Source organism: Paraliomyxa miuraensis (genome assembly GCF_026337845.1).
In the GTDB taxonomy this organism is placed as follows: Bacteria; Myxococcota_A; Polyangia; order Nannocystales; family Nannocystaceae; genus Paraliomyxa; species Paraliomyxa miuraensis.
The window spans coordinates 77,398-102,347 of sequence record NZ_JAOVZF010000151.1 but is presented as its reverse complement, the minus strand read 5'-3'; the positions used below and the strand labels follow the sequence as shown (position 1 = coordinate 102,347).

Here is a 24,950-nt window from a genome sequence, read left to right as displayed (position 1 = left end):
GCCACGTAGCCTCTGACACGCTTCCTGCGCCAGCTTTCGCTTGTCAACCTGCGACGCGGTTGGCTAGGCTCCAATGTGGGCGACCGGTTGGTTCGTCGGGACCGGCGATCGAGCGGTCGGCCGCCCTCGCCTGCCAACCAGGAGCGCCGTGATGCCCGTCGATCGTCCACTCTCCCGCCCGTCCCGGCGCCGGGCCCAGCCCGGGTTGCTCGTGGCGATCCTGGCCGTGACGCCCTCGGCGTGGGCCGAAGAGCCGACGGCCGAGCGCCCCGAGACCTGGGACATGAGCGTCGAGGAGCTCCAGCAGCTCGGCCTGGGGCAGTATCGCGGCTCCCCCATTCCCGTGCCGGCGCAGGCGCCCCACGAGCGCGTGCCCGGCCAGGCCCCCGAGCAGGCCTCGCAGGGGCGGATCTTCGTCAATTTCGATGGCGCCAACCTCAGTAGCGGCTGGGACGACTCGACCAACGACGTCACCCAGATCAACGAGCTGGCAGGCAACTTCGCGGCCTATGGCGCGGGGGCCAAGCGCGACGCCGTCATGCAGGCCGTGGCCGCCGACTGGGCCCCGTTCGACGTGATCGTCACCGACACGCGGCCCGGCTCGGGCAACTACACCATGAACATGACCGGCCCCACCAACCCCTTCGGGGGCGGGGTGCTGGGCATCGCTCCGCTCGACTGCGACGACTCGCAGACCCACAACAACATCACCTACGCGTTCCACAGCGTCAACGACAGCTTCTCCGCCGCGGTCACGGCCACGACCATCGGCCAGGAGGTCGCCCACTCCTACGGGCTCGAGCACGTCGATGCCCCGTCCGACATCATGAACCCGTACAACGCGGGTGGTGATGCGTCGTTCACCGACCAGTGCATCACGATCGTGCAGGGCGTCGCCTGCGGCTCGCAGCATGCGGCCGAGTGCGGCTCGTCGGGACTGCAGAATTCCTACCAGGAGCTGCTGACCCTGTTCGGCCCGTCCAGCCCCGACGTGTCGAGCCCGGTCGTGCAGATCACCTACCCGAGCAACGGGGCGACCTTCCCCACCGGGTCCGACTTCACCATCACGGTCGACGCTTCCGACGATCAGGCGATCGATCAGGTCACGCTCTACTCCAACGGCAACGCGCAGAGCAGCGATGGCTCGGAGCCCTACGGCTGGGACGTCAGCAACATCCCGGCCGGCACCTACGAGCTCTACGTGATCGCGGCCGACGTCGCCGGCAACGAGACCCAGAGCGCCATCGTCACCATCTCCGTGGGCGACGATCTGCCGCCGAGCGGCGGCGACACCGGGCCGGGTACCGGCGGCACCGGGGGCGACACCGGACTCGACGATGGGGGTGTCGACCCCGTGACCGGCAGTGCGAGTGCCGATGACGGAGGCGGCGACGGGACCGACGAGGGCTCCTTGCCTCCAGGTTATGGCCTCGACGACGGCTTCGACCCGCCGTCGAGCTGCGCCTGCAGAACAGCTCCGGGAGACAGCCGTTCAGCGTTCGGGCTGATCCTGCTGGTCGTCATGGGTGCGCAGCGACGGCGTTCCAGCGGTCGCTAGCCCCCAAGACGGGGAATCGAGGAAACGCAGGCCCGCAGATCGCGCCCGCGCGCGAGACTCGAATGGGTCGGGTCACACGTTGGATCCCGGACGTCGCAGATCGCCTGATAGAATCGGCGAGCTTGCGCACCTCCTTGCGGCGCCCCCTTCGGGGGACGACGCTCCCTAGCCTGAGCATCCCTTTCCCTCGAGGAGCCTGGATGGCCAAAGCACCCCTGGCAAACGAAGCCGAAGCATCGCGGACGGACCGGCGGACTCGCATCGCCTCGGGGCCGGGCCCCCTGCCGCCTCCTCCCGCTCCTCTGGGTGCGCCCGTCGTACCCGCGCACGCGGCCGCGCAAGCCAAGGCCGGGGCCGACGCGGCCAAGGCAGCCCTGCGCAAGACGCAGATCAGCATGGGGGCCCCGCCGATCCCCGGCCCCGCCATCACCGGCAAGACGATGCTGCCGACCACGGGACCCGCAGTACCCAAGCCCGGCTCCGCGCCCAAGCTACCGGCCACGCCCGTCCCCGACGCCTCGCTCCCCTCGTATCAGGAGACGGTGATCGGCCCGGCGCCTGCACCACCGGTGCCCCGCCCGCCCTCGCCCGTCGCGGCCAAGGGAGCCGATACCGTCGTGGACACGCGAACCCATGCGATCCACGGCGACGACGACGAGCTCGACATCGACGTCGATCCCAGTGAGTCGCGCATCGCCTCGCAGATCGATCCCAGCGACTCGCAGATGGACGCTCTGCTCTCCGACAGCCTGTTCGAGGACGAGGAGAGCGACTTCGAACAGGAGTTCCGCACCGCCCTGCACGGCGCCAGCGCCGACGCCACCCTGCCCGCGCCCTCTCGAGCGCGCAGCAGCACCGATCCCGCGCCCTCGCGTACCTCGGGCCCCAATCCCGCGTACGACTCGGGCACGCGCGACACGTTGCCCAACCCCGACCTGCACGGCGGATCCGGCAAGCCCGGCATGGGCACCGCCGACACCCAGGTCGATCTCGCCGACAACAAATCCACCAACCGCCCCCGCACCGGGGTTCGCTCCGTCCCCCAGCGCAGCGACGAGCTCGTCACCCTCCCCCAGGGCACCGACGCACACTCGGCCCCCGTTGCCGAGGTTCCCAAGATCCGCCTCGTCGCCGGCAAGGTGATCCCCGGCACGCGCTACGAGATCCGCCGCTGGCTGGGCGAAGGCGGCATGGGCGTGGTCTACGAGGTCGTCCACACCGACCTCGACCGTCGCTCCGCGCTCAAGATCCTGCGCTTCGATCTGAGCCAGCAATCGGCAATGGCCCAGGTGTTCCGCGACGAGGCCCGCGCCGTCAGCCGGCTGGGCTCGCCCAACATCGTCGAGGTCTACGACTTCGGCGAGCTCGCCGACGGGCGCCTGTTCTTCGCCATGGAGCTGCTCGAGGGCGAGGATCTCGTCCCCGCCAACGAGCAGACCAGCATGGAGCCGGGCCGGTTGCTGGGCATCCTGCGCCAGGTGTGCAAGGGCCTCGCGCGTGCCCACGAGGCGGGCGTGGTGCACCGCGACGTCAAGCCCGAGAACGTCATCATCACCACCGTCGAGGGTCGCGCCGATCACGTCAAGATCGTCGACTTCGGGATCTCGGCCATGCTCGCGGCCGGGGGCCAGCGCAACGTGGGCATCGCCGGAACGCCCCACTACATGGCGCCCGAGCAGATCCTCGGCGAGGAGTTCGACGGGCGTCTCGACGTCTACGCCCTGGGCTGCACCGCCTACGAGCTGCTCGTGGGTCGCCCGCCGTTCGACGACGAGGACATCGAGAAGGTCCTGCAGCTCCAGCTCCACGAGACGCCGACTCCCGTGCGACAGGTGCGGCCCGATCTACCGATCCCGGCCGAGCTCGAGGCCGTGATCATGCGCTGCCTCGCCAAGAGCCCCGCCGAGCGCTACCGCGACATGGCCGACCTCGAGGCCGCGCTGTGCGAGGCCCAGATCGCCGCCGGCCTGGTCACCCCGTGGGACGATCTGCCGATCCCCCAGCTCCCCGACGAGGAGCGCCGCCAGCGAATCATCGCGGGGATGCCCTCGCACCGCCCGCTCATGCCCGCCCGCCGCATGTGGCTGTGGCCGGCGATCGCCTTCACCAGCACGCTCGCGGCCGCGGGCCTGGCCGCCTTCCTCGTGTTCGGGCGTCAGCCCACCGCCGAGGAGAAGGATCTCGTCGAGCAGCTGACCAACGAGGCCCGCGAGGCCGCCTCGAAGGCCTCGTGGGTGGTGCCCCCGAGCCACCTCAAGGACAACCCCACGGCACTGCGCAAGGTGGCCGAGCTCGAGGCGCTCGAGGGTCGAGCCCACTCCATGGCCGACGACCGCGCCGAGGAGCTGCGGCACGAATTCGCGACCACGTTGGTCACCAACGGCAACCAGCTCTGGGAAGGTGCGCCCGACTTCGCGCGGCAGTACTACGCCTGGTCGCTGATGTTCGAGAGCAACGACGAGATCTTCGGTCGCGCCAACATCGACCCGTTGACGTTCGAGATGGCCAAGCAGCGCGCCCTGGCCGGTGAATTCAACGACGCCGAGATGCTGGTGTCGGCGCTCACGACCTACGAGTCGGCGCAGGATCCCGAGCAGAAGGCCAAGCTCGAGGTTGCGATCACCCAGGGCCTGGCCGCGACCGAGACCATGTCGCCGATCGCCCGCATGCAGCTCGAGCGGCACGCCAAGTCCACCGGGGTCGAGGTCACCGCGCCCACGCGAGGCTCGGGCGCCGCCGCCGACACCGCTGGGGACGCCGCCGGGGACGGTGGCACCGCCACTGCGGATGGCTCCGACGCCGCCGCAGCCGACGGGGGCGACGACGCGCTGATCCTCGACGAGAACGGCGAGCCCATCGACGACGGAGGCGAAGCCGGCGACGCCGGCGACGACGCGGGCACCGACGACAACCGCAAGAAGCGACGCCGGCAGGTCGACCTTGGACTCTCGAGCAAGAAGGGCAAGAACGATCCCGCCCGCTCCAACGAGCTGGTCAAGGAAGGCGACGCCAAGCGCAAGCAGGGCCTACGCGGCGAGGCAAAGTCGCTCTATGGCCAGGCCATCGCGGCCAACCCCGGCAACGGCGATGCGCACCTGGGCATGGCGCTGGTGCACTTCGATCAGAGCTCGTACCACCAGGCCCGCAAGTCCGCCGAGCAGGCGGTCAAGCTCTCGCCCCGCAACGGTCGCGCCCACAAGGCGCTGGGGGACGCCCTGTTCAAGGAGTTCCACTACCAGGAAGCCGAGGCCGCCTACATCGAAGCGCAGCGCCTGGGGGTCAACGTGGGCAACCGCCTGACCGAGGTTCGCAAGAAGCTGGGCAAGTGACACGCCCTCACTCCACCACCGCGCCCTCGGCTCGAGGCGCGGTCTCGGCGAGCTTCTGATCCGCCGTGTCCATCAAGGCCAGGGCCTGCTCGCGCTCCTCCTCGGTGGGCTCGGGGGTGGACCCGAGGTAGTTCTGGAGCAGCGCCTTGGCCTGCACGAGGTGAGTCCGGTCGTCGTCGAGCTCGAAGGCACGCAGGTGCGTGGAGCCGAGGTTGTAGTAGAGCGAGGACTGGATCTGGGCCTTGAGCTCGGCGTCTTCGATCTCCTCGGCCGCCGAGAACGACTCGAGGAAGTGGTCCAGCGCATCGAGGTACCGGGCCGTCTGGTAGGCCAGCTTGCCGGCCTCATAGGCCTCGCGCGCGCGTGAGACGGCCTCTTCCTCGCTCTCCTGCGGCGGCGGCAGCGACCGACCGTCGAACACGCCAACGACCTTCTGGGCGCCGCGGTCGACCGCATCGCCGATCTCGGTGAACAGCGGGGGCGTGGACTTGCACCCGAGGCAACTCACCAGCACGGCAGCCGAAAGAAGGGGGCGGATACTCCGCGACGGGGAGCGCTTGGCCACCCGCGGATGGTAGCACCGACGACGGCCTGCGCGTGGAAGCCTAGTACCCGTGCTTGCGGTCGCCGTGCAGCCGCGGGTGCCGGATGTCGCGCCCCTCGATCATGAACACGACCAGCTCCGCCAGGTTGGTCGAGTGGTCGCCCATGCGCTCGAGCCACTTGGCCACCGACTGCACGTGGATCCACTCGTGCAGCAGCGCGGGCTCGTGCTGCATCCGCCGCAGCAGGTCCTCGAAGATGCGATGGTAGTACTGGTCGACCACGTCGTCTCGCACGATCACCGCGCGGGCCTTGGCCACGTCGCGGTTGACGAACGCATCGATGGAATCGCGCACCATGCCCTCCACCGCCGAGCACATCTCGGGGATCTCCGCGTGCACGACCACCTTGGTGTCACACAGCTGCACCGCACGCTCGCAGATGTTGACCGCGAGATCGGCGATGCGCTCGAGGTCGGTCACCATCTTCATCGCCAGCGTCACGAACCGCAGATCGGAAGCCATCGGCTGGCGCTTGGCCAGGATCCGCAGGCACAGCTCGTCGATCTCCACCTCCGCCCGATTGACCTCCTGGTCCTCCGCAATCACCTTTTGCGCAAGTTGCGCATCGCGCTCCACCAGCGCCCGTCCGGCCTGCCCGATCATGTGCTCCACGCGACCGGCCATGCGCAGCAACGAGACCCGCACGGTGTGCAGCTCGTGCTCGTAGGCACGGTCGGTGTGCGACTGGTCGGGCACTCCCGCGATCCTAGCCGAATTTCCCGGTGATGTAGTCCTCGGTCCGGGGATCCCCGGGACCGGTGAAGATGATGTCCGTGTCGTCGATCTCGACCAATTGGCCGCCGAGGAAGAACCCCGTGCGGTCGGAGACTCGGGCGGCCTGCTGCATGTTGTGGGTGACCAGCACGATGGTGTAGCGCGTGCGGAGATCTCCCAGCAAGTCCTCGATTCGGGCGGTGGCGATGGGATCGAGCGCGGCGCACGGCTCGTCCATCAGCAGCACGTCCGGGCGCACGGCGAGGGCCCGTGCGATGCACAGCCGCTGCTGCTGGCCGGCCGAGAGCGTGTCGGCGCGGCTGCGAAGCCGGTCGCGCACCTCGTCCCAGAGCGCAACCGCCCGGAGCACCTGCTCGACCGTGTCGTCGCCATCGGAAGCCGGGGTTCCCGTCAGCCGCAGCCCGGCCAGCACATTGTCGCGGATCGACATCGTGGGAAACGGATTGGGCTTCTGGAACACCATGCCGACGCGACGGCGGAGCTGCTCGGGGGCGACCTCGAGCCCGTAGACGTCGTGGCCATCGAGCTCCACCCGCCCCTGCACCCGAGCCTCGGCCATCAGCTCGTGCATGCGATTGATGCAGCGAATGAAGGTCGACTTTCCGCAGCCCGAGGGCCCGATGATGGCGGTGATCCGCGTCGCAGGAACGTCGAACGAGATCCGATCGAGGACCTTGCGGTCGCCGTACCAGGCCGACAGCTCGTGCATGCTGAGCTTGACAGGAGTGGGCGTAGCGCTCATCGGGGGTCCTCGAACCACGGTCCATCGCGGCGCCGCTCATGGCGGTGACGCAGGTGCATGGCCCAGCCGCTGAGCACCAACAAGGTCCCCAACAGCACGACCACCCCCACCAGCGCCTCGGCCGAAGCCGCGGTGCGAGGCTCGACCAGCAGCGCGAGCACGTGCAGCGGCAGCACGCCTCGCGGGTCGCCGAGCGCCGTCGACGACCCCGACATGGTCATCCCGGCCACCAGCAACAACGGCGCCGCCTCGCCAAAGGCCCGCGCAATGGCCAGGATCGTCCCGCTGAGGATGCCGGGCAGCGCCGCCGGCAGCACCACCTGACGGGTCACCTGCCACGGCGTGGCGCCGAGGGCATAGCCGGCCTCGCGCAGCTCGTCGGGCACGGCCCGCAGGGCCGAGCGAGCCGCCACCGCCACGATGGGCAGCACCACCAGCGCCAGGGTGAGCGCCGCCGTCACCATGCTGTGCCCCAGGTGCAGCGCCCGCACGAACAGCTCGAGACCCACCAAGCCAAACAACACCGACGGCACGCCAGCGAGGCTGGCGATGTTGAGCGCCAGCGCCGAGCGAACCGGCCGACGCGGCCCCTCGAGCTGCAAGGCCGCCCCCACCCCCAGCGGTACCGCCACGCACGCGCACATCGAGACCAGCCACAGGCTTCCCACGACGCTGCGCAGCAGCTGCTGCGCCCCGCCCTCGGCGAGGTGATGCAGCACCACTGTCGGCTCGTCGAGCCCCGCACCCGACTGGACCAGGGCGCCAAGCAGCACCGCGACCACGAGCACCGGCAGCAGCGTCACCGCCATGCACACCGCCGCGAACAATCGACCGCGTCGCTGGTGGCGCGGCGGCGGACCCAGGCTCACCGGTCGCAGTCGTTCGCCGCGCGTCACGACCACCTCCCGGACCGCCGACCCAGCCGTAGCACCACTGCGTGCGCGAGCACGTTGAGCCCCAGCACCGCCGCCCCCACGGTGAACACGGACGCGCTCGTACCCGGCTCCTGGCCCAGCGCCACCCCGCCCATGTAGCCGGTGAGGGTCTCCACGGCCACTCGGGGATCGAGCCCCGTGCGTGGCACGTGGCCGGCCGCGTAGGTCATGATCATCGTCTCACCCACGGCCCGCGAGACCGCCAGCATCACCGCCGCCACGATCCCCGGTCGCGCCGCGGGCACCACCACCAGCCAGAGCATCCGCAAGCGCGACGCCCCCAGGGCCAGCGCCGCCTCCCGCAGCTCACGGGGCACGGCCCGCAGCGCATCCTCCGACAGCGAGCTGATCGTGGGCACGAGCATCAACGCGAGCACCAAGCCGGCGACCAGCGCACTGGGCACCTCGAGGCCGGGCACCACGCGCGCAAGCGCCGGACCCGCCACCAGCACCGCGAGCAACGCGTAGACCACGGTGGGGATGCCGGCCAGCAGCTCGAGCGCAGGCTTGAGCCACCGGCGTACGGCGGGCCGCGCGAGCTCGGACAGGAACAGCGCCGCCAGCAGACCCAGCGGCACGGCCACCGCCAGGGCCACCCCCGAGACCAGCAATGTGCCGAGCACTCGCGGCCACAGCCCTCCTTCGGGAATCCCCAGTTTCCCGGCCCCATCCCATGCGCCTTCGGCCAAGATCCCCAGCAAGCTCAGGCTGAGGATCACCGGCAGCGCCGCACATGCACGCAAGGCCAAGCCCACCATGCGATCTCCCGAGCCCGCGGGGCGCGAGCACCAGGGCTCGGGGCCCGCACCCGAAGGTGGGGCTCGTTCGTGGAAACGCTCGGTCATGGCGATACCCAATCCTATGCAGGTGAAGTGACGATCGGGTGACAGCGCGACCTCGGGGAGGCCCAACCGCTCCCCCGGCATCGAAGCCGCGCCGAACGATGATCAGCCCGCACGTGGGGGCGCATGACTCGAATTGGCGACCGCCGCGTCGAGCCGATCCTCGCCGGTCCCATCGGCCTCCTCCGTCGCAGCGGCACCGTCGCCAGCGTCGCCCTCGTCGTCCTCGGGATCTTCCTCGTCATCGCCGCCCAGGGCGCTCGCAGCCGTCACCACCGTGAACCAGAAGATCGATCCGTGCGGACGGCGGGCATCCACCCCCACCCGGCCACCCATTGCCTCCACCAGGTGCTTGACGATGGCCAGGCCCAGGCCCGTCCCTCCCATGTCCCGGGCTCGCCCCGAGTCGACCCGGTAGAAGCGCTCGAACACCCGCCCGTGGTGGCGCGGATCGATGCCAGGGCCGTCGTCGCGCACCTCCACCCGCAAGCACGAAGGCTCGCCGCCCTCGCGCTCGATCACGACCGCGTCGACCTCGATGTGGCCGCCGCCCTGCGTGTACTTGATCGCATTGGACACCAGGTTGAACAGCACCTGCTCGAGCGCCTTGTCATCGCCGGCAACCCACAGCTCGCCCTTCATCCGCGAAGCCAGCCCAGTGCCCTTCTCGCTGGCCTGCAGCGCCAGCGCGGCGATCGTGCGATCGACCAGCTCCACCAGGTCGACCGGCTCGATCTCCAGGGGGTAGCGCCCGGCCTCGATGCGCGAGATGTCGAGTAGGTCGGCCACCAGTCGTCCCAGCCGCTCCGCGTGACGGGCCAGCGCGTCGAGGAACGTTCGCGCGCGCTTGGGATCGTGGATCGCGCCCGCCATCAGCGTCTCGGCATTGGCCTGGATCACTGCAACGGGCGTGCGAAGCTCGTGCGAGACGTTGGCGATGAAGTCCTTGCGGATCGTCTCCAGCCGACGCAGCTCGGTGACGTCGTGCATCACGATCACGGTGCCCCCACCCTGCTTGGTCGCCGTGGCGTGGGCCTGGATGCGACGTCGCGGGCTCACGCCATAGTCGAGCTCCGCACCGGCCGACCTTCCGCTCGCCGCCTCGTCGATGAGCCCCTGCAGCACCGGCAAGCGCACGAAGTCCAGCAGCGGGCGCCCCTCCACCGCCTCGGGCAGCCCCAGGAGCCGTCGCCCGGCGCCGTTGACCGTGCTCACCCGTCCCTCGGCGTCGATCGCCAGCACCGCCTGGTCCATGGTCTCGAGCACCGTCTCGAAGCGCTCGCGCTCGTTGCCGAGCAGCCGCACCGTGCGCCGCAGATCGTCGGCCAGCGCGTTGACCGAGCTGGGGGGATCGGCCAGCTCGGGCCCCGCCAGCGAGCCTGCCTCGTGCTGCGCCGTGGCCACCAACGCCTGCAGGCTGCGCGACAGCAACCGCGAGGCCACCATCGCCAGCACCCCGGCCGCCACCAGCGCCGCGAGCCCACTGAGCACCAGGATCCCTCGCAGCTGCCACACGGCGTCGTCCACCTGCGACAGCGGCACGCTCACCCGCACCACTCGATCGGGGGTCCCGGGCACCGCCGTGGCCACGTAGAGCATCTCGCTGCCCAGGGTGGCGCTTCGTCGCCGCGCCACGCCAAGCGCTCCCGCCCGGGCCTCGACGACCTCGGCGCGATCGCTGTGATCTTCGGCCTGGACCAGCTCGGACAGCGACAGCTCCGAGTCGCCCAGCAGCGCGCCCTCGGGGCCGATCACCGAGACGCGCGCCTCCAGGGCCGCCCCGAAGCGGTCGGCGATGGGATCGATCGTCGCCCGCGCCCGTTCCGGCTGGGCCGGGTCGACCCCCACGCCCTCCAGCACCTCGCCCATCGCTCGGGCTTGCCGGCCCAGCTCGCCACGAATGCGCGAGTCCAGCGAGTCGCGCAGCCGATCCTCGAGATAGAGCCCCACCCCGAGGTCGACCACGGTGACGAACACCAGGGACGACAGCAGCAAGCGCCTGCGAAAGCCGAGGCTCACGACTCGCCCGTCTTGCTGGGCTCGGCCTGGAAGCGATAGCCCACGCCGCGCAGCGTCTCGATGTATGCGCTGGCGGGGCCGAGCTTCTTCCGAAGCCGCCGCACGTGGGTGTCGACGGTGCGCGTGGTGACGTCACCGTTCATCTCCCACACGTGGTTGAGCAGCACCTCGCGGGTCTGCACGCGTCCGCGGCGCTGCAGCAGGGTCTTGAGCAGGCGGAACTCGAGGGCCGTGAGCACGACCTCCTCCTCTTCGACCCACACCCGATGGCCCTCGAAGTCGAGGCGAAGGATGCCAAAGCGCAGCGAGTCGGACTCGGCGGGCGCGCTCGACTCGGTGCGCCGCAAGATCGCGCGGATCCGCAGCACCAGCTCCCGCACGCTGAACGGCTTGGTCACGTAGTCATCGGCGCCCACCTCGAAGCCCACCACGCGATCGATGGGATCGGTCTTGGCGGTGAGCATCAGCACCGGTATGCGACGCGTGTCCGTGCCCTGCCGCAGCTGCCGGCACACCTCCGTCCCCGACATGTCCGGGAGCATCAGGTCGAGCACCACCAGATCGGGCGGAACGCCGCCCCGGATCTGCTCGAGCGCCTCGGCGCCGTTACCCACCACGCGGGGCCGAAAGCCCTCCTGCTCGAGGTTGAACGCAACGATGTTGGCGAGGTCCGCCTCGTCTTCCACGATGAGGATCTGCTCGGCCATGAATGGCTCCGTTCCGGGTTTTACCTCAGCAACGCGGAGCCGTGTGACGGCCGGGTCACGAGACGGTGAACCCCACGCGCGTGACCGAGCTCGCCCAGGCCGCCGCTGCGCATCGGCGAGCCGGCGCGGCCGCGCCCGGGGGTAGGCCGAGCGATCGTGGTCTTCGTCAGCCCTCGCACATGCTGCGGAGGTTCAGGCTGTTGAACGCGGTGGACGGCGCCGCCCCCACCGCCTGGAATTCGATCCCGCAGCGGCGCTGGACCGGCTTGCCGGTCCTGGCGTCGAGCACCACCGCGCCGGTATTCGCGGCCACGGCCACGAAGCGCCCGTCGGGCGACCACACCACCTCGTTGTTGAAGACCCCGGTGGAGAAGCTCCACTGCTCCTCCAGGGTCTCGGTGTCGTGCACCGACAACGAGGTGTTCTGCCCGCGCTGATGCACGGCCACGAAGTGCTTCCCCGACGGCGAGGGCTCGATGGCGCTGACGTCCCCCGAGGCCGAGATCTTGGTCTTCAGGTGCGCACCGAAGTCCACGAACATCTCCATGGTGGAGCCGTTCCAGCGCACGCCGTAGTGGTGCCCGAGGCGATCGATGGCCAGCGGAGCGACCTTGCCCGGCGGGATCGGGTCGCCCTTGGCCATGACCGCATCCTGGCTGAGATCGCCACGCAGCTCGGCGAGCGTGTAGTGCCGCAGGCGGTTGCCGCTGTCGAGCGTCCACATGACGGCGTCCTCGTGCCCGGGTGATCCGTGGGTCAGGAGCCCCGAGCGAAACGACTGGTCGGCCACGATGTAGGGACCGGCAAAGCCCTTGGTGCTCACCTCGAACAGGTGCGCGTCGTTGTTGTGCCGCTCCACCAGCATGAGGGTCTGCCCCTTCTCACGGGGCTCGAAGTGCAGCGCTCGGATCGCCCCGTGGATGCCGGCCTCGTCCACCAGCTCGCCGTCGCGCCAGCGATGCAGGTGGATGCCGCCCGCGCCGTCGATGCTCACCAGGTGCTCGTCGTCGAAGAACCGCACCTTCAAGGTGCCGAAGCTGGGCTCGGACGGCACCTCGAAGCGCTCGTGGTGCTCCGGATCGATCGACTCCACGAACACCGGGCCGCCCACGTACGCCCATGCGACCCACTCGCCCGACGGCGACACCGCCACCGACTGGGTCTGGAAGCTCTGGTAGCCGAGGTAGCGGTGCGAGCGATCGACCACGTCGTGCACGAACAGCCACGTTCCATGGCCTGCCACCTGAACGCCGCCGCCCATGGCTTGCGCGCGCCCCTGGTTGATGAAGTCCTGCGGCGCCGAGGTGCGTGCGCGCTGCGAGCCATCGTCGAGCTCGACCAGCCACGAGAGCGAGCCGTCGTTGGTGCTGACCAGCAGCTCGTGGGCGGAGACGTAGCCGAGGTTGGGCACGATGTGCGACGGCATCGGCACCGACAGCCTGCGGCTCTCGCCCTTGTCGAGGTCGACCACCAAGATCTCCCACTGGGTCCCCGCTGGCTTGTCGACCACCGCGAAGCTCCGCGCGTCGGGAGACATCACGGCGGTGGTCTCGGAGAGTGGATTGGCGGCCTCGATCGTCCGAACGTCGCCCACCAGGCGAATCGTGGGCTTGCCCTCGCTGCCCGCGAGCTCGAGCACCTGGACCTCGGCTCGGTTGCTCGAGCCGCTTGCGCCGAGCACCGCCACGAAGTGCTTGCCGTCGCTCGACAGCCGCAACGACGTGGGCCGAAAGCGGCGCTCCTCGAGGTTGGCGAGCTCGGCGGCCTCGCGATCGATCAAGCGGATGCTGTGATCGCGGAACAGCGCCAGCAAGCGCTCGCCACCCGGCAGCACGTAGATCCCGAACAGCGGCTGGAACGGGGCGAGCGCCCCGCGCTCGACCACCTTGCCGTTGGCATCCACGTCGACGATCTTGGCGCCGCCGGCCGCATCGACCGCAGCGACCGTGAACCCTCCCCCTTGCCGGGTCTCCACGCTCAGCTGCTGGGGTCCCTGCACCGGAATCACCAGCGGCTCGATGCTGCCGTCGAGCGCGGGCCACAGGCGCGTGCCACCGATCTGATCCCGGGTCACGGCGGCCTTGCCGTCGCTCGTGATCACGACCAGATCGATGTTGGCGGTATGACCGGCCCCCGGACGGGTCCAGGGCTTGGCCGTGGTCGACGTGCCAGCCGCCGTCGAGGTGCCGTCGTGGGTACCGGTCGAGGGATCGGTGGTCCCGGGTCCCGGGTCGTGGCAGCCCGCGCCGAACACCAAGGCCAGCGCGACTGCTCCGGCGAGCAGCGTGGTGGCGCGCCCGTGGGCCGGGAGCGCCGCGTGGTGGCGATGCATCGACCCTCTATTACAGGGTCTCGAGGTATTGCACCAGATCGTCGATCTGCGCGTCGCTCAGCTTGGCGATGTTGCCCATCCCGTGGATGCTGGCGTTGCCCTTGAGCATGGCCTCGAGCGTGCGAGCGCTGCCGTCGTGGTAGTAGGGCGCGCTCTGGGCCAGCCCCACCAGCGACGGGGTATCGACCTCGCCGAGATCGGTGTCGAGATCGTACTGCTGCTGGTCGGTGTAGAGGGTGCCGTTGTGGCAGGCGGCGCAGCCAGTGATGTCGCTCTCGAACAGCTCCTTGCCGCGTACCACGGCGGCGGGATCCTCCACGGTGGGCTTGCGGGGTGCTTCGACGCTCGCGAGGAAGGCCGCGAGCTCCCCGGCCTGACGCCTGTCGATGCCCGTGCCCCCCAGGCGCTGCACGGTGTTGATGAGGCTCGCCTCGACGGTGGCATCCTTGCCGTCCCACTTGAACGGCGCGGCCTCCTCGTGGATGCGCCCCGACAGCAGCGGAGTCTGCAGGTTCTTGCCCTGCAAGCGCCACGACAGCCCATCGGCGCGGGACTCGGCGTGGCAGGTCGCGCACGCCATGGCGCCGAAGGTGGAGATCTCGGCGGCATTGCCCTTGCGGAACAGCGCGCGACCGGCCTGGGCCTGCGGCGAGAGCCGGCTGGCGGCGAGCTCGTTGCCGTGGGCGACCACGGTCGGCGCATTGGGGCTGGCCGGATCACCCGAGAGCCGCACCACCCGGCGGGTGAGGGAGCAGAACACGAGCACGTGGCCATCGTCGGGATCGACCGCCAGACCCTCGGGGCCGCAGGCGCCCGACGAGTCGCTGACGCGGTGCTGCCAGGTCGCGTGCACCGAGGCCTGCGAGACGTTGGCCACAGCCAGCACGTCGTCCGAGCCGTAGCCGGCGACGTACAGGGTGTCGCTGCGACCGTCGTAGGCCAGCGCGCGGGGCTGGTGCAGGTTGGTGGTGGCCATCGCCACGCGCACCGAGCCCGCCTCGCCGGCGTCGGGCGTGCTGAGGAACGCGAGGCGGTGGTTGACGGGCGAGGTGAAGCCGTTGCCACCCCCGTAGCCCGAGGCCTCGACCTCGAAGTCTCCGCTGGCCAGGTGCGGGGTGGAGAGCTGGTGCGGCACGACGGCGACCCCGTGGCCCACGTAGGCGGCCGCGAACGCGTTGCGGGCGAAGCTCTTGCCCTCGTCGCTGAGGGGATCGACGGGAGCGGCCCCGGGGTTGCCGAACTGCGGGTTGGCCCGCACCCCGGGATCGATGGAGACGAACGACATCCTGGGCTGGTCGCCGCGGATGTCGATGCGAGCCACGGCGCCGGTGGTGAGGAAGGTGACCAGCGCCTCGTGCCCTTGCGGCGAGATCGCCACCCCGCGCGGCTCGGGCCCGAGCTCGAGGTTCCACCGCGGCATGCCGGTCCCCACGTCGAACGCGGTGAGCGAGTGATCGGCGACGGTGGTGACCAGCAGCGTCTTGCCATCGGGGGTGAGCGCCACGCCGAAGGGCTCGGCCCGGGTGCCGAAGCTGTCGACCTGGCGGAGTCCGCCATCGGACAGATCGGCCACCACGATGCGGTCGCCGCTGCGATCGGTCACGAACACGCGATCATGGGCGGCATCGACCACCAGCTGCGCCGCCCCCGGAGCGATGTCGAGCTGGGCCGTGACCTCGCCGTTGCCGTCGGTGCGGACCAGCTTGCCGCTGTCGGCATCGACCACCACGGCGCCGCCACGGATCGCTGCGATCTTGCTGCCCTGGAGGAAGGACGCCGCCGGGCTGGCGGCCGGGGCCTGCCCCTCGCCGACCGGCGCATCCTCCAAAGTGAAGGGGGCAACGAAGTTGCCCCCTTGGAACTCGAAATGGTCGAACGCGACGCTCTTGCTGCGGGCCTCGGCCATGCCGGCCACGGCGACGAGGGTGGAGCAGGCGAGGAAGGCAACGGTACGCATGGCTCGGGGCATGGCGGGTCCTAGAGACGACTGAAGCGGGGTTTTGTTCCACGCGATCGCGAATGAGGGCTGAATGGGGCGAGCGCGCAATTGATCCGTGAATTCGGCTAGTTGGCGTCGCCCTTGGCGAGGGCGGCGGTCATCGAGAGATCTCGCTCGTTGCGGAGGCGCTGGAGTTCGGCCTGGGGCAGCCCCCCGTACTTGCGGGCTTGGCTCACGAAGAAACGGGCCAGCTCGGCCTCGATGGGATGGGAGCCCTTCACGTCGCGGCGCCGATACTCGTAGATGGTCTTCTGGCTCCAGGGGTCGAAGCCGCGGGTGCCCAGGCTGTCGTCGAGGGTCAAGAAGATCTGGGAGGTGGGCACCACGATACGGACGGGCGCTCCTTCCCCCGATTGCACGGTCCAGACGGCGACGACGTGGTTCCACGTTGGCCAGTAGAGGCCCACGTGACGAACGCCGAGCTGGTACGCGAGGAACGCGAACAGGGCGGAGAGTTCGTCGCATTCGGCCTCGGCCGTGGGTACCGAGACCTCGGACGGCAGCGCAGCTACGTCCGGAACCGGCGCACGCTTCCATTGCCGCCAGATCTGCTCGGAGTTGGGTTTCTCATTGGTGATGGCCCAGCGCAGGTGCCACAGGCCACCGTCGCGGGTGCTCTCGAACGCCAGCCGCACGCGAACGTAGTCGCGATAGAGCGCATCGCTGTCGGCCAAGCCGTGGGAGGCGACCAGCGCCTCGTAGTCGGATCGTACGGAGGGATCGTCGGCGAGCTCGTCGGCCACGAGGTCGAGCTCGGCCACGAGCTCGCGCAAGGTCACCTTCTCGAGACCCGCGAAGGGCTCGGGGGTGGCGAGCTCCTCGGGCTCGGGCTCGGGCTCGAAGGCAGCGAGCGCCTCGGGCCTGGGCAAGCGCTCGGGCTCGGCACTCTCGGGCTTCGCCCTTGCGGACGCGGCATCCAGCGTGGGGACGGCCCCCCTGACGGGGACTTCGGGCTCGGCCGGTGTCTCGGACTGTGCTGCGCATGCTACGAGCGCCAGCCCGAGCCCACCCACCACCAACGACCGCCTCCCCATCACCGGGCCCCCGAACGCCCAACGTGAGGATTCGATTTCATTCTTGGCGATTTCGCAGTCCCCTTGGGGTGGGATCAGCGCATAGACCGCCGATCCGAGTGGGGCGCATCGCACCCGCGGGATTGCCCGGTACTCACGGGCGGTGCCTGGGTGATCCCCCGTCGATTTCGATCGTAGGTGCCCTCTAGCGGGACTCGAGCCGGTCCGTCAGGCTGACCCAGTGCAACGCGCGTGGTGGTTCTTGGTAGCGGCGCTGGGGATGTGGGTACCGAACAGCACGGCGTGGGCGGGAGGGCGCCTCGAAGGGGCTCGTGCGGCCGTCCGCCCCGCTCCTCCCCCGGCCACGCGAGCCCCTTCCTCGGTGAGCCGGCCTCCACCTCCGACTCGCTCGCCGGGGCCAGTGCCAGCTTCGTACGGCCGCGCCCCGGTGGGTGGGCCACCCGGCACGGTGATCACGACCTACACCGTGGTGCGTCGCGTGAGAGTGCCAGCCCCGGCGGTGCCTCCACCCAGGTCCATGGGCTCCGACGACGAGCGGCTCGATCTGCAGGGTCCTCCTCCACGGCCACCCTTCGAGCGCACCCTGAACCGCTGGCCATACGAGGCCCGTAGCCCGGGCTGGGTGGTCGATCCGTGGACCGGCGACGCCTCGAAGCATCGGCGGATCGGCGGGCGTCTCGAGGCGGAGGGTGCCTACCTCTATCGAGGCCTGTGGCGCACGGGCATGGCGGCCCGCGTGGGATCGGCCCGCGTCGACGTGGACACGCAGCTCTCGTTCTATCTCGACGCACCTCGTCGAGACGCGCTCTACCTCGGAGACACCAGCCTGAACCTCGCGCCGGTGGCCCTGCCCCAGATCGTGTGGCGCGTGGGCCTGGGGACCCGCTACATGCTCGACGCCCGGATCCCCGGTGCCGGGCCGCGCGAGTACTCGATGGGCTGGAACTTCAGCACCAGCCTCGATGCGTTCCCGGGGCGCCCGTTCGTGATCTCGGCCCGCCTCGATCGCGGCTCGCTGTACCAAACGGCGGTATGGCGAGGGCGCGCCACGGTGGGCCTGGTACGCGAGCGCTTCGAGCTGTTCGCGGGATACGAGCACACGCAGATCGAGCGCGTCTCCCTGGGCGGCCCGCTGCTGGGCCTGCGCGCGTGGCTGTGAGCCCGAGCGAAGGCCCGCGCCACCATCTGGCAGCGCGGGCCTCGGTTCGAACGGCGCGGGTAATCAGGCCGGGATCACACACGCGCCGACCGCTTCGAGCCCGGGATCCGGGTCTTGGGTCCATGGCACGCACTCTTGACCGCCGGCCACACCCGAGCACTGGTCGTTGCCCGCGGGATCTTCGAGGTCGCAGAATTCGGAGCAGCAGCCCACCGAGCCCGTGCATCCGGGGACCGTCTCGGCGTTGGCACAGAACAGCCCCGGATCGCAGACGTTGATGAACTCGCAGGGATCGCCGTAGATGCCGGACTCGCCCGAGGCATCCGGCACGCAGGTGAAGACGTCGTTGATGCCGTAGCACGCCTCGCCTGCGGCACAGTCCTGCAGCAGCGGATCGCACTGCGGCAGGCACAGCACGATCGCCCCGTCGTTGACGTTGACGCAGGTCGTCCCCGGGTCCTCACACAGGGGGTTCGCCGCATCACCGGTGCACATGGCAACGCAAGTGCCGGTGTTGGTCTCGGGGTCGACGTTCCAGCACATCGTGCCGATGTCACAGCTGTCGATGCCGCTGGTGCCCGAGCCCTCGACCGTGCACTCGTCGCCGGCTTGACCGGGATTGTCGGCGATGGGCGAGCAGCGCGTGCCGTTCCATACGTTGCCGCCGTCGTTCGCCCAGGGCATGCACTTCTCGTTCTCCATGCAGTCCTGCACGAAGATGTCGCACGGGAACCCGCCTCCGGTGTCTTCCGGGGGGCACAAGAAGGTGCAGCCGGTGTCGGTTCCGGTGTCCTCCTCCTCTTGTCCACCCGACTCCGAGCCTCCCGTCGCCGCGGGTCCCGAGCCACCGATGCTCGGATCGATGGGCTCGTTGGTCGTGGAACCCTCGCCGCTCTCGCCCTGAGAGGGCTCGCCCGCGCCGTCGTCGTTCCCGCCATCGACGGTTCCACACGCACCGAGCACCAAGCCCAAGCCCACCAGTACCGGCCAAACGATCTTCGTCCTCATGCCTTCGTCGTCCCTTCGTCCGCGCCCTCCGGGCGGCGTCCTCGGTGATCCGAGGCCCTCCCGCCGGATGAAGGAACCATCCCATCCAACGCACATAACGTCAATAACTAACGTTAGTAAAAATTGAATTAATATTATTATTCGTTATACGGTTGGTTTTGTTGTAATTCGATGGTGTGTGAATCGCGCGGATCTCTCCGGCTATGCTCCGCGGCAGCGTGGCGCCAACGCTGACGGTTGCTCTGGTGCACCACCCGGTGCTCGATCGCCGCGGGGACGAGATCGCGTCCACGGTCGATCACTTCGACGTGATGGATGCGTCGCGGCTGTCGCTGACGTATCCGCTGCGGCGGATCTACGTGGTCAACCCGGTGCCGGCCCAGCGGGCGCTGGTGGAGCGGCTCATTGCACACGGCAATGCGGCTGCGGATCGCGACGAGGCCCGCGGGGCGTTCTCGAAGACGGCGTGGGCGCCCGACCTCGAGACGGTGGTGGGCGAGCACGAGGACGAGCTGGGGGTGGCGCCCACGGTGGTGGCCACGAGCGCCCGCGCGTCCGGTCGCGACCTGGGCTTTGGCACGGTGCGACGACGCCTGCACGACGGTGAGGCCATGCTGCTGCTCGTGGGCAAGGCGTGGGGCCTGGCCCCCCGTGTGCTCGAGCAGGCCGACGTTCGACTCGAGCCGATCGACGCCGGGACCGGCTTCAACCACCTGTCGGTACGCAGCGCCCTCGCCATCCTGCTCGATCGCCTGCTGGCCCCCGCATGATCGAGCCGCTCGGCGGCAGGCTACACCAGCACGCGATCGAGCGTCTCCACGAGCAGCTTGGACGTGAGCGGCTTGTGCAGCACGGCGTTGGCCGCAGCGACCTTGGCGGGATCCTCGACGAAGCCCGACAGGATGACGACCGGTAGATCGGGGTGGGTGACGCGGAGCTGCTCGAGCACGCGCTCACCGGAGATCCCGGGCATGGAGAGATCGAGCAGCACGCCCTGGTAGGGCTCGGGGGCCTGCTCCACGCGAGCCAGGCCCTCGAGCCCGTTGGCGGCCTCGTCGACGGAGAAGCCCCGACGGGTGAGCACCTTGCGAAGGGCGCTGCGGACCAGGCTCTCGTCGTCGATGATGAGCAGGCGGCCACGAGCGACGGCATCGGGCGCAGCCCGCTGCGGGGTGGGCTGCCGCGCTCGCTCTTCACCGAAGTCGAGCAAGGGCAAGGAGATCGTGAAGGCGGTTCCCTTGCCGGGCGTGGACTCGCAGAGGATGGCCCCGCCCAGGTTGCGCACCGTCGCGTAGGCCGAGGCCACACCGAGGCCGGTGCTCCTTCCGGGGTCCTTGGTGGTGAAGAATGGCTCGCCCATGCGCGCAACGGTGGCGGCATCCATGCCGCAGCCGTCGTCGCGCACCTTCAGGACGACCGAGCTCCCCGGGCTACGCCCCGCCACGCGGAGCTCGAGCTCGATGTGGCCGTCGTCGACGTCGTGCAGCGCGTCGCGGGCATTGATGCACAGGTTGAGCAAGACCTGACGCAAGGACGCGCCGTGGGCCATCACGCGCGCGCAGCCGACCTCGACGGTCTCGGTCACGGTGACGCGGCCGCGGAAGATGCGGCGGCAGAGCGCCGCGATGTCGCGGATCATCGCGACGATGTCCACGGGCTCGGTGCGATCGGTGAGGCCGCCGCGGGCGACGACCATGAGCTGCTTGACGAGCGCAGCGGTGGAGAACGCCGCCTGCAGCGACTCCTGCAGCGACGCACGCATCGGCTCGGGGGCGGTCGCGAGGCTCTCCTCGAGGTTGGGGACCAGCACGGCGAGCGCGTTGTTGAAGTTGTGGGCGATGCCGGCGGTGATCGAGCCGATCGCCTCGCGGGTCTGCGTGACCTGGACCTGCTGGGCGATGTTTCGCTGCTCGGTGACGTCGAGCGCCACGCCGCTCCACACCACGCCCCTGGCCTCGGTCCGGGGAACGGCTCGGACCCGAACCCAGCGCACACGGCCTCCGGTGCTGCGGAGCTGCAGCTCGTGCTCGAAGGTGGTCTGGGTGCGCTCGGCGTCCTCGAGCGCCTTGACGGCTCCGGGCAGCTCGTCGCCGATGGCCAGCGTCAGCAGCCGGCCGGGCTCGGCCATCGCGGCGGCCGGCTCCACGCCACAGAGGTCACGGAGGTGAGCGCTGACGAACAGGAGCCGTACCTCGCCGTCCGCGCGCCGCAAGGCCTGGAAGAGCGTGCCGGGTACGGCCTCGGTGACGCGCTCGAGCGTGGCACGACTGCGCTCGAGCTCCTCGGTGGTGCGCCGAAGGTCCTCGACGCTGGAGGCCAGCTCGGTCGTGCGATGCTCCACGGCCCGCTCGAGCTCGAGCTTGATCTGCTGGAGCAGGCTGGTGCGACGCTGCTCGGACGAGATGTCGCTGAGCGTGACGACCACGTAGGGCACGCGGTCGTGGGAGATGTGGGGGATGGCGTTGACCAGCAACCAGCTGCGCTCGGTATCACCGCGCCGCAGACCCAGCACCACGTCGCGCACGGGCTTGCCGGTCGCGAGCACGCGAGCATCGGGGCGTTCGTCCGGCGGAAACGGAGTGCCATCGGGGCGCACCATGTCCCAGGTTGGATCGAACGAGGTGACGCCGAGCAGCTGTTCGCGCGGCACTCCCACCAGCGACAACGCCAAGCGGTTGGCGTAGACCGCCTCGCCCGACGGCCCCAGCACGATCACGCCGACATCGAGATCCTCGAGCAATGTCGAGGAATCGAAGTTCAGCGCGATGGGCGGCGAGGACCGGCCGCGCGCGGAGTGGGGAAGTTCGGCCACCGACCGAGCCATTGTTCGGGAACGGCCGCGGATTCTCAAGCCGGCTCGGCGTGGACACTCCTCACAGGCCGCTTGGCGGCCGGTGAGGCCCAAGCAGCAGGGTGGCCGTTCGGCCACCATCGGAGCTCAGTCGGCGCAGCGGAGCACCAGGTCGGGCTCGACTTCGGCAACCACGTGCTGGTCGGTGAAGCGCTCGCGGAGCTGCTCGGCAAGGCGCTGCGCGATTCGGTACCCCGCCTCGTGCTCGTGCTGACGCACCAGGGTCATGGCGTTGCCTCCCTTGGTCCGCCGCAGGGCGTCGACCAATCCGCCCGCACCGCCATCGAGCCAGACGGCACGGTCCTCGAGCCTCGCGGGAACCCGGCCACAGGAGCGCCAGTCGTCCGAGAGAGGATCGGACCGATAGCAGCAGCGGGTGCCGAGCTCGCCCTCCTCGCCGTCGGCGACCAGGTCGATCTCGACCACGCCGTACTTCTCGAGCACCTTCGACAGCAGCTCGATGCGCTCGACGGCTTGCTCGGAGACCCCCGCGCGGGCCAGCGTGCGACGAGCTTCGTCACGCTGGGCGTGGAGGGCGTGCTGCAAGTCGAGCAGCTCGCGACGCAGGTCCTGGGCCTGCGCCTGCGCTTCGTCCATGGCGCTGACGTGCTTCGAGGACTCGGCGATCTGCTCGGCCCGGGCCACCTGCAGCGCACGCTCGGCCTGGGCCACGCGCTCCTCCAGGCGTTGGGCATCGCGCGTGGTGTCGTCGAGGCGCTGCTCCTGGATCGTCGCGAACACGAACAACACCACCATGAAGACGTCGAGCAAGGGCAGCAGATCGAGACGATGGCGCGCCATGGGTGCGCTAGCCCTCCGCCTCGCCGCCGCCCGGCAGCTGCTCGAGCCCCTCGAGCAGGGCCTGCCGCACGTGGAGCTGCGCGCGTGCCAGCAGGCCCTCGCAGACCCCGGCGATCGACGAGAGCGCCAGTGCGCCGACGAGGCCCCAGAAGGTGGTTCCCAGCGCGCTGGGCAGCCGAGCCCGAAAGCCCTCGAGATCGGTGGGGTCGGAGCTCACGAGGGCGAACACGGTGCCGAGGATCCCTAGGTGGATCGCGAACTGACCGAAGCGCTCGATCCAGGCGATCTTGCCCGTGAGCCGCACGAGCACCTGGGCCGCCGGAGCCACGCGGTCGCCCGCCATCAGCCGGGCGAGCTCTTCGAATGCGAGGTCGACCACGGGCGCCGACTCGAGCCGTCGCCGGATGGGGTGCTCGGGGGCGAGCTGCCGCCCGACCCGGCGCAGCACCTGCAGACCTCCCTGGAGCACGTCGGCCTGCTGCTGCGCGGCGCGGAACCATGCCAGCGAGACGACGATCATCGCGAGCACGACGACGAGCACGACGATGCCGAGGGGATCGAACAGGGTCTTCAGGATCATCTCGGCGGCTCAATCGGCGTGGACGCGGACCTTGGTGAAGCCGGCCTGCTGGAGACACTCGCGGAGCTGCTCGACCGTCCCGTGACGGCCCTCGGTGGCCTCGACCTCGACCTCGACCTCGGCGGCGTGGGTCCGGTCGAGCGCGGCGCACACCTCGGTGCACGAGGCCGCGGGCTGCGAGCCCTGGCGGCAGGAGTCGCCCTGCACGGTGAGCGCGATGCGGGCTGGCATCGCGTCGGCGCTCGAGGGCGAGGGCGAGGGCGGAGTCGCGGGGGCAGGAGTCGCGGGCGACGACGGGACCCCCGGATCGCCCCCGGCTCCGAGCCCCGGGATGCAGTCCGACAGATAGGCGATGACCAGGGCGACGAGCACCGCCACCCCCAAGAGCGCCACGGGGGGCATCCCGCGTCGGCTTCGATCCTGGGGGGGGCGCGTCGACATGCCGCTCGAAACGATGACGCATCGCCCACGGCGGCGCAACCTCCATGGTCGGCGCGGCGAGGAGCGGCCGGCTCGCCCGTCCCGACGGGCTCGGTCGGTACTCGGTCGGCTTTCGGTCGGCTCTCGGTCGGCTCTCGGTCGGCTTTCGGTCGGCTCTCGGCCGACTCTCGGTCGGCTGGGCCGCTACCCCGGTGGCACGTACTCGTTGCAGGCATCACCGATGGTGGAGACCGCCATCTGGAAGAAGTCCACGTACTCCTGGGCGGTGCCGCAGACGTTGCCGTGGATCCCGTGGTCGCCGAACATCGCGATGAACTCCGCCCAGTGCTCGCCCTTGGGCGGGCCGCCGCTTCCGCAGTCCTCCCACGCGGGCGTGAGGCCCAGCACCACGATGGCGGTGGGATCGCCGAGCTTGTACTGCACCACCGCGTCGTACCAAGGCTGGGGTCCGTCGGCGTCCTCGTAGTTGGGATCGTCGCTCATGAAGGTGACGACCAGCAGCGCGTCGTCGCGCAAGAAGCCCTCGTTGCATCCCCCGGGCCCGTTGATGCCGGGAGCCAAGGCGGCCACCATCGCGTCCATCGGGCGCTCGGACGGGTGGCCCGCCGTGCCCACCTGGGCCATGCAGGAGAATGCAGCGCCCAGATCGGGCTCGCTCGCCTCGATGTAGCGATGGCCCCCCTGGAGCTGGCAAGGGGTGTTGCTGGCGAACTCGCCCGCGGGATGCACCACCCCGGCGCCCATGACCTGGTCGCACTCGTCGAACACGGTCTGCTCGATGTACCCGTTGCAGGTGCTGTGGTCGGGGCTGTGGCCGGTCCAGGGGTTGGCGGTGTTGCAGCGACCCCAGGCGTCGGTGTCGGCCACCATGACGTGGTAGTCGCTGTCGGGCGGCAGGGTCGACTGGATCGTGTCCATGAAGCCGGGGAACGCCCCCACGAGTGCGGCCTGCTCGCCCTCCATCGAGACGGAGTTGTCGATCACGAACAGGAAGTCGACCTTCTTGCAGCCATCGTCGGGGGTGATGCCGTCGTCGACTCCGGTCATGTTGGTGGCCCCGTCGTCGAGGGAGTCGAGGGAGTCGAGCCCGTCGGCGCTGCCGCTGCCGGTGCCGCTGCCGTCGGCCGTGCCCGCGCTGACGCTGGCAATGCCCGAGCCGCTGTCGGAGACTCGACCGCCATCGCTGCCACCACAGCCCGCCAACCCGAGCCATCCGCTCGTCGCCAGTCCCACGATCGTCGAGCCCTTCATTCGCCGCTGCCCCTCCCGAGCC

General features: G+C 70.0%; 20 protein-coding genes. 4 read left to right on the top strand and 16 right to left on the bottom strand.

Annotated features, from left to right (window positions below; all coding sequences use genetic code 11):
• Positions 1 to 151 precede the first annotated feature (151 nt).
• Both OEB96_RS18475 and OEB96_RS18470 read left to right on the top strand, forming a co-directional pair.
• A complete protein-coding gene (locus OEB96_RS18475; RefSeq protein WP_266217434.1) occupies positions 152 to 1,558 on the top strand; it encodes an Ig-like domain-containing protein in 1,407 nt (468 codons plus the stop codon).
• Between the two features lie 200 nt (positions 1,559 to 1,758).
• Positions 1,759 to 4,887 carry a protein kinase domain-containing protein gene (locus tag OEB96_RS18470; protein ID WP_266217433.1) on the top strand — a complete coding sequence of 1,043 codons (3,129 nt, stop codon included), beginning with the start codon at positions 1,759 to 1,761 and terminating at the stop codon, positions 4,885 to 4,887.
• A 7-nt stretch (positions 4,888 to 4,894) separates the two neighbouring features.
• Here the strand turns inward: OEB96_RS18470 and OEB96_RS18465 are convergent, their stop codons facing one another.
• The 10 genes from OEB96_RS18465 to OEB96_RS18420 form a co-directional block, all read right to left on the bottom strand.
• The gene (locus tag OEB96_RS18465) at positions 4,895 to 5,401 is read right to left on the bottom strand and encodes a hypothetical protein (protein ID WP_266217432.1); all 507 of its coding nucleotides are present in this window, start codon (positions 5,399 to 5,401) and stop codon (positions 4,895 to 4,897) included.
• A 91-nt stretch (positions 5,402 to 5,492) separates the two neighbouring features.
• A complete protein-coding gene (gene phoU, locus OEB96_RS18460) occupies positions 5,493 to 6,188 on the bottom strand; it encodes a phosphate signaling complex protein PhoU (protein WP_266217431.1) in 696 nt (231 codons plus the stop codon).
• A gap of 10 nt (positions 6,189 to 6,198) precedes the next feature.
• Positions 6,199 to 6,969 (bottom strand): phosphate ABC transporter ATP-binding protein PstB, encoded by a 771-nt coding sequence (gene pstB, locus OEB96_RS18455; RefSeq protein ID WP_266217429.1) that lies wholly within the window; start codon positions 6,967 to 6,969, stop codon positions 6,199 to 6,201.
• Positions 6,966 to 7,865, bottom strand: a complete 900-nt coding sequence (locus OEB96_RS18450) for a PstA family ABC transporter permease (RefSeq protein WP_266217428.1) — start codon at positions 7,863 to 7,865, stop codon at positions 6,966 to 6,968. Before OEB96_RS18450 ends, pstB begins: the two co-directional genes overlap by 4 nt.
• The gene (locus OEB96_RS18445; RefSeq protein ID WP_266217427.1) at positions 7,862 to 8,749 is read right to left on the bottom strand and encodes a PstC family ABC transporter permease; all 888 of its coding nucleotides are present in this window, start codon (positions 8,747 to 8,749) and stop codon (positions 7,862 to 7,864) included. Before OEB96_RS18445 ends, OEB96_RS18450 begins: the two co-directional genes overlap by 4 nt.
• Positions 8,750 to 8,851: 102 nt before the next feature.
• Positions 8,852 to 10,765 (bottom strand): sensor histidine kinase, encoded by a 1,914-nt coding sequence (locus tag OEB96_RS18440; protein ID WP_266217425.1) that lies wholly within the window; start codon positions 10,763 to 10,765, stop codon positions 8,852 to 8,854.
• Positions 10,762 to 11,472: a response regulator gene (locus OEB96_RS18435; protein ID WP_266217423.1), complete on the bottom strand. Its 711-nt coding sequence runs from the start codon at positions 11,470 to 11,472 to the stop codon at positions 10,762 to 10,764. Before OEB96_RS18435 ends, OEB96_RS18440 begins: the two co-directional genes overlap by 4 nt.
• A 166-nt stretch (positions 11,473 to 11,638) precedes the next feature.
• A complete protein-coding gene (locus tag OEB96_RS18430; protein ID WP_266217421.1) occupies positions 11,639 to 13,804 on the bottom strand; it encodes a lactonase family protein in 2,166 nt (721 codons plus the stop codon).
• A 10-nt stretch (positions 13,805 to 13,814) separates the two neighbouring features.
• A complete protein-coding gene (locus tag OEB96_RS18425) occupies positions 13,815 to 15,761 on the bottom strand; it encodes a c-type cytochrome (protein ID WP_266217420.1) in 1,947 nt (648 codons plus the stop codon).
• Positions 15,762 to 15,868: 107 nt separating this feature from the next.
• On the bottom strand, positions 15,869 to 16,672 hold the full coding sequence (locus tag OEB96_RS18420) for a hypothetical protein (RefSeq protein ID WP_266217418.1): 804 nt from the start codon (positions 16,670 to 16,672) through the stop codon (positions 15,869 to 15,871).
• Between the two features lie 592 nt (positions 16,673 to 17,264).
• Here OEB96_RS18420 and OEB96_RS18415 point away from each other — a divergent pair.
• Positions 17,265 to 17,996 (top strand): hypothetical protein, encoded by a 732-nt coding sequence (locus OEB96_RS18415; protein WP_266217417.1) that lies wholly within the window; start codon positions 17,265 to 17,267, stop codon positions 17,994 to 17,996.
• A 63-nt stretch (positions 17,997 to 18,059) separates the two neighbouring features.
• On the opposite strand, the gene OEB96_RS18410 is transcribed toward OEB96_RS18415, so the two are convergent.
• On the bottom strand, positions 18,060 to 19,004 hold the full coding sequence (locus OEB96_RS18410; protein ID WP_266217416.1) for a ribulose phosphate epimerase: 945 nt from the start codon (positions 19,002 to 19,004) through the stop codon (positions 18,060 to 18,062).
• Positions 19,005 to 19,222: 218 nt separating this feature from the next.
• Between OEB96_RS18410 and OEB96_RS18405 the strand changes: the two genes are divergently transcribed.
• Positions 19,223 to 19,774 (top strand): RNA methyltransferase, encoded by a 552-nt coding sequence (locus tag OEB96_RS18405; RefSeq protein ID WP_266217414.1) that lies wholly within the window; start codon positions 19,223 to 19,225, stop codon positions 19,772 to 19,774.
• Between the two features lie 20 nt (positions 19,775 to 19,794).
• On the opposite strand, the gene OEB96_RS18400 is transcribed toward OEB96_RS18405, so the two are convergent.
• The 5 genes from OEB96_RS18400 to OEB96_RS18380 form a co-directional block, all read right to left on the bottom strand.
• Positions 19,795 to 21,816 (bottom strand): hybrid sensor histidine kinase/response regulator, encoded by a 2,022-nt coding sequence (locus OEB96_RS18400; protein WP_266217412.1) that lies wholly within the window; start codon positions 21,814 to 21,816, stop codon positions 19,795 to 19,797.
• Positions 21,817 to 21,942: 126 nt separating this feature from the next.
• The gene (locus OEB96_RS18395) at positions 21,943 to 22,656 is read right to left on the bottom strand and encodes a hypothetical protein (RefSeq protein WP_266217411.1); all 714 of its coding nucleotides are present in this window, start codon (positions 22,654 to 22,656) and stop codon (positions 21,943 to 21,945) included.
• A gap of 7 nt (positions 22,657 to 22,663) precedes the next feature.
• Complete coding sequence (locus OEB96_RS18390; RefSeq protein WP_266217409.1) at positions 22,664 to 23,236, bottom strand: hypothetical protein; 573 nt, start codon at positions 23,234 to 23,236, stop codon at positions 22,664 to 22,666.
• A 9-nt stretch (positions 23,237 to 23,245) separates the two neighbouring features.
• Positions 23,246 to 23,677, bottom strand: a complete 432-nt coding sequence (locus OEB96_RS18385) for a hypothetical protein (RefSeq protein ID WP_266217407.1) — start codon at positions 23,675 to 23,677, stop codon at positions 23,246 to 23,248.
• A 183-nt stretch (positions 23,678 to 23,860) separates the two neighbouring features.
• Positions 23,861 to 24,928 carry a hypothetical protein gene (locus tag OEB96_RS18380; RefSeq protein ID WP_266217406.1) on the bottom strand — a complete coding sequence of 356 codons (1,068 nt, stop codon included), beginning with the start codon at positions 24,926 to 24,928 and terminating at the stop codon, positions 23,861 to 23,863.
• Between the last annotated feature and the right edge of the window lie 22 nt (positions 24,929 to 24,950).

What these genes read in the sequence shown, in the direction of transcription:
- OEB96_RS18380 (WP_266217406.1), bottom strand. Translation starts at nt 24,928, where the DNA reads ATGAAGGGCTCGACGATCGTGGGACTGGCGACGAGCGGATGGCTCGGG.
- OEB96_RS18425 (WP_266217420.1), bottom strand. Translation starts at nt 15,761, where the DNA reads ATGCGTACCGTTGCCTTCCTCGCCTGCTCCACCCTCGTCGCCGTGGCC.
- OEB96_RS18445 (WP_266217427.1), bottom strand. Translation starts at nt 8,749, where the DNA reads ATGACCGAGCGTTTCCACGAACGAGCCCCACCTTCGGGTGCGGGCCCC.
- OEB96_RS18395 (WP_266217411.1), bottom strand. Translation starts at nt 22,656, where the DNA reads ATGGCGCGCCATCGTCTCGATCTGCTGCCCTTGCTCGACGTCTTCATG.
- OEB96_RS18470 (WP_266217433.1), top strand. Translation starts at nt 1,759, where the DNA reads ATGGCCAAAGCACCCCTGGCAAACGAAGCCGAAGCATCGCGGACGGAC.
- OEB96_RS18475 (WP_266217434.1), top strand. Translation starts at nt 152, where the DNA reads ATGCCCGTCGATCGTCCACTCTCCCGCCCGTCCCGGCGCCGGGCCCAG.
- OEB96_RS18410 (WP_266217416.1), bottom strand. Translation starts at nt 19,004, where the DNA reads ATGAGGACGAAGATCGTTTGGCCGGTACTGGTGGGCTTGGGCTTGGTG.
- OEB96_RS18390 (WP_266217409.1), bottom strand. Translation starts at nt 23,236, where the DNA reads ATGATCCTGAAGACCCTGTTCGATCCCCTCGGCATCGTCGTGCTCGTC.
- OEB96_RS18430 (WP_266217421.1), bottom strand. Translation starts at nt 13,804, where the DNA reads ATGCATCGCCACCACGCGGCGCTCCCGGCCCACGGGCGCGCCACCACG.
- OEB96_RS18435 (WP_266217423.1), bottom strand. Translation starts at nt 11,472, where the DNA reads ATGGCCGAGCAGATCCTCATCGTGGAAGACGAGGCGGACCTCGCCAAC.
- pstB (WP_266217429.1), bottom strand. Translation starts at nt 6,969, where the DNA reads ATGAGCGCTACGCCCACTCCTGTCAAGCTCAGCATGCACGAGCTGTCG.
- OEB96_RS18385 (WP_266217407.1), bottom strand. Translation starts at nt 23,677, where the DNA reads ATGTCGACGCGCCCCCCCCAGGATCGAAGCCGACGCGGGATGCCCCCC.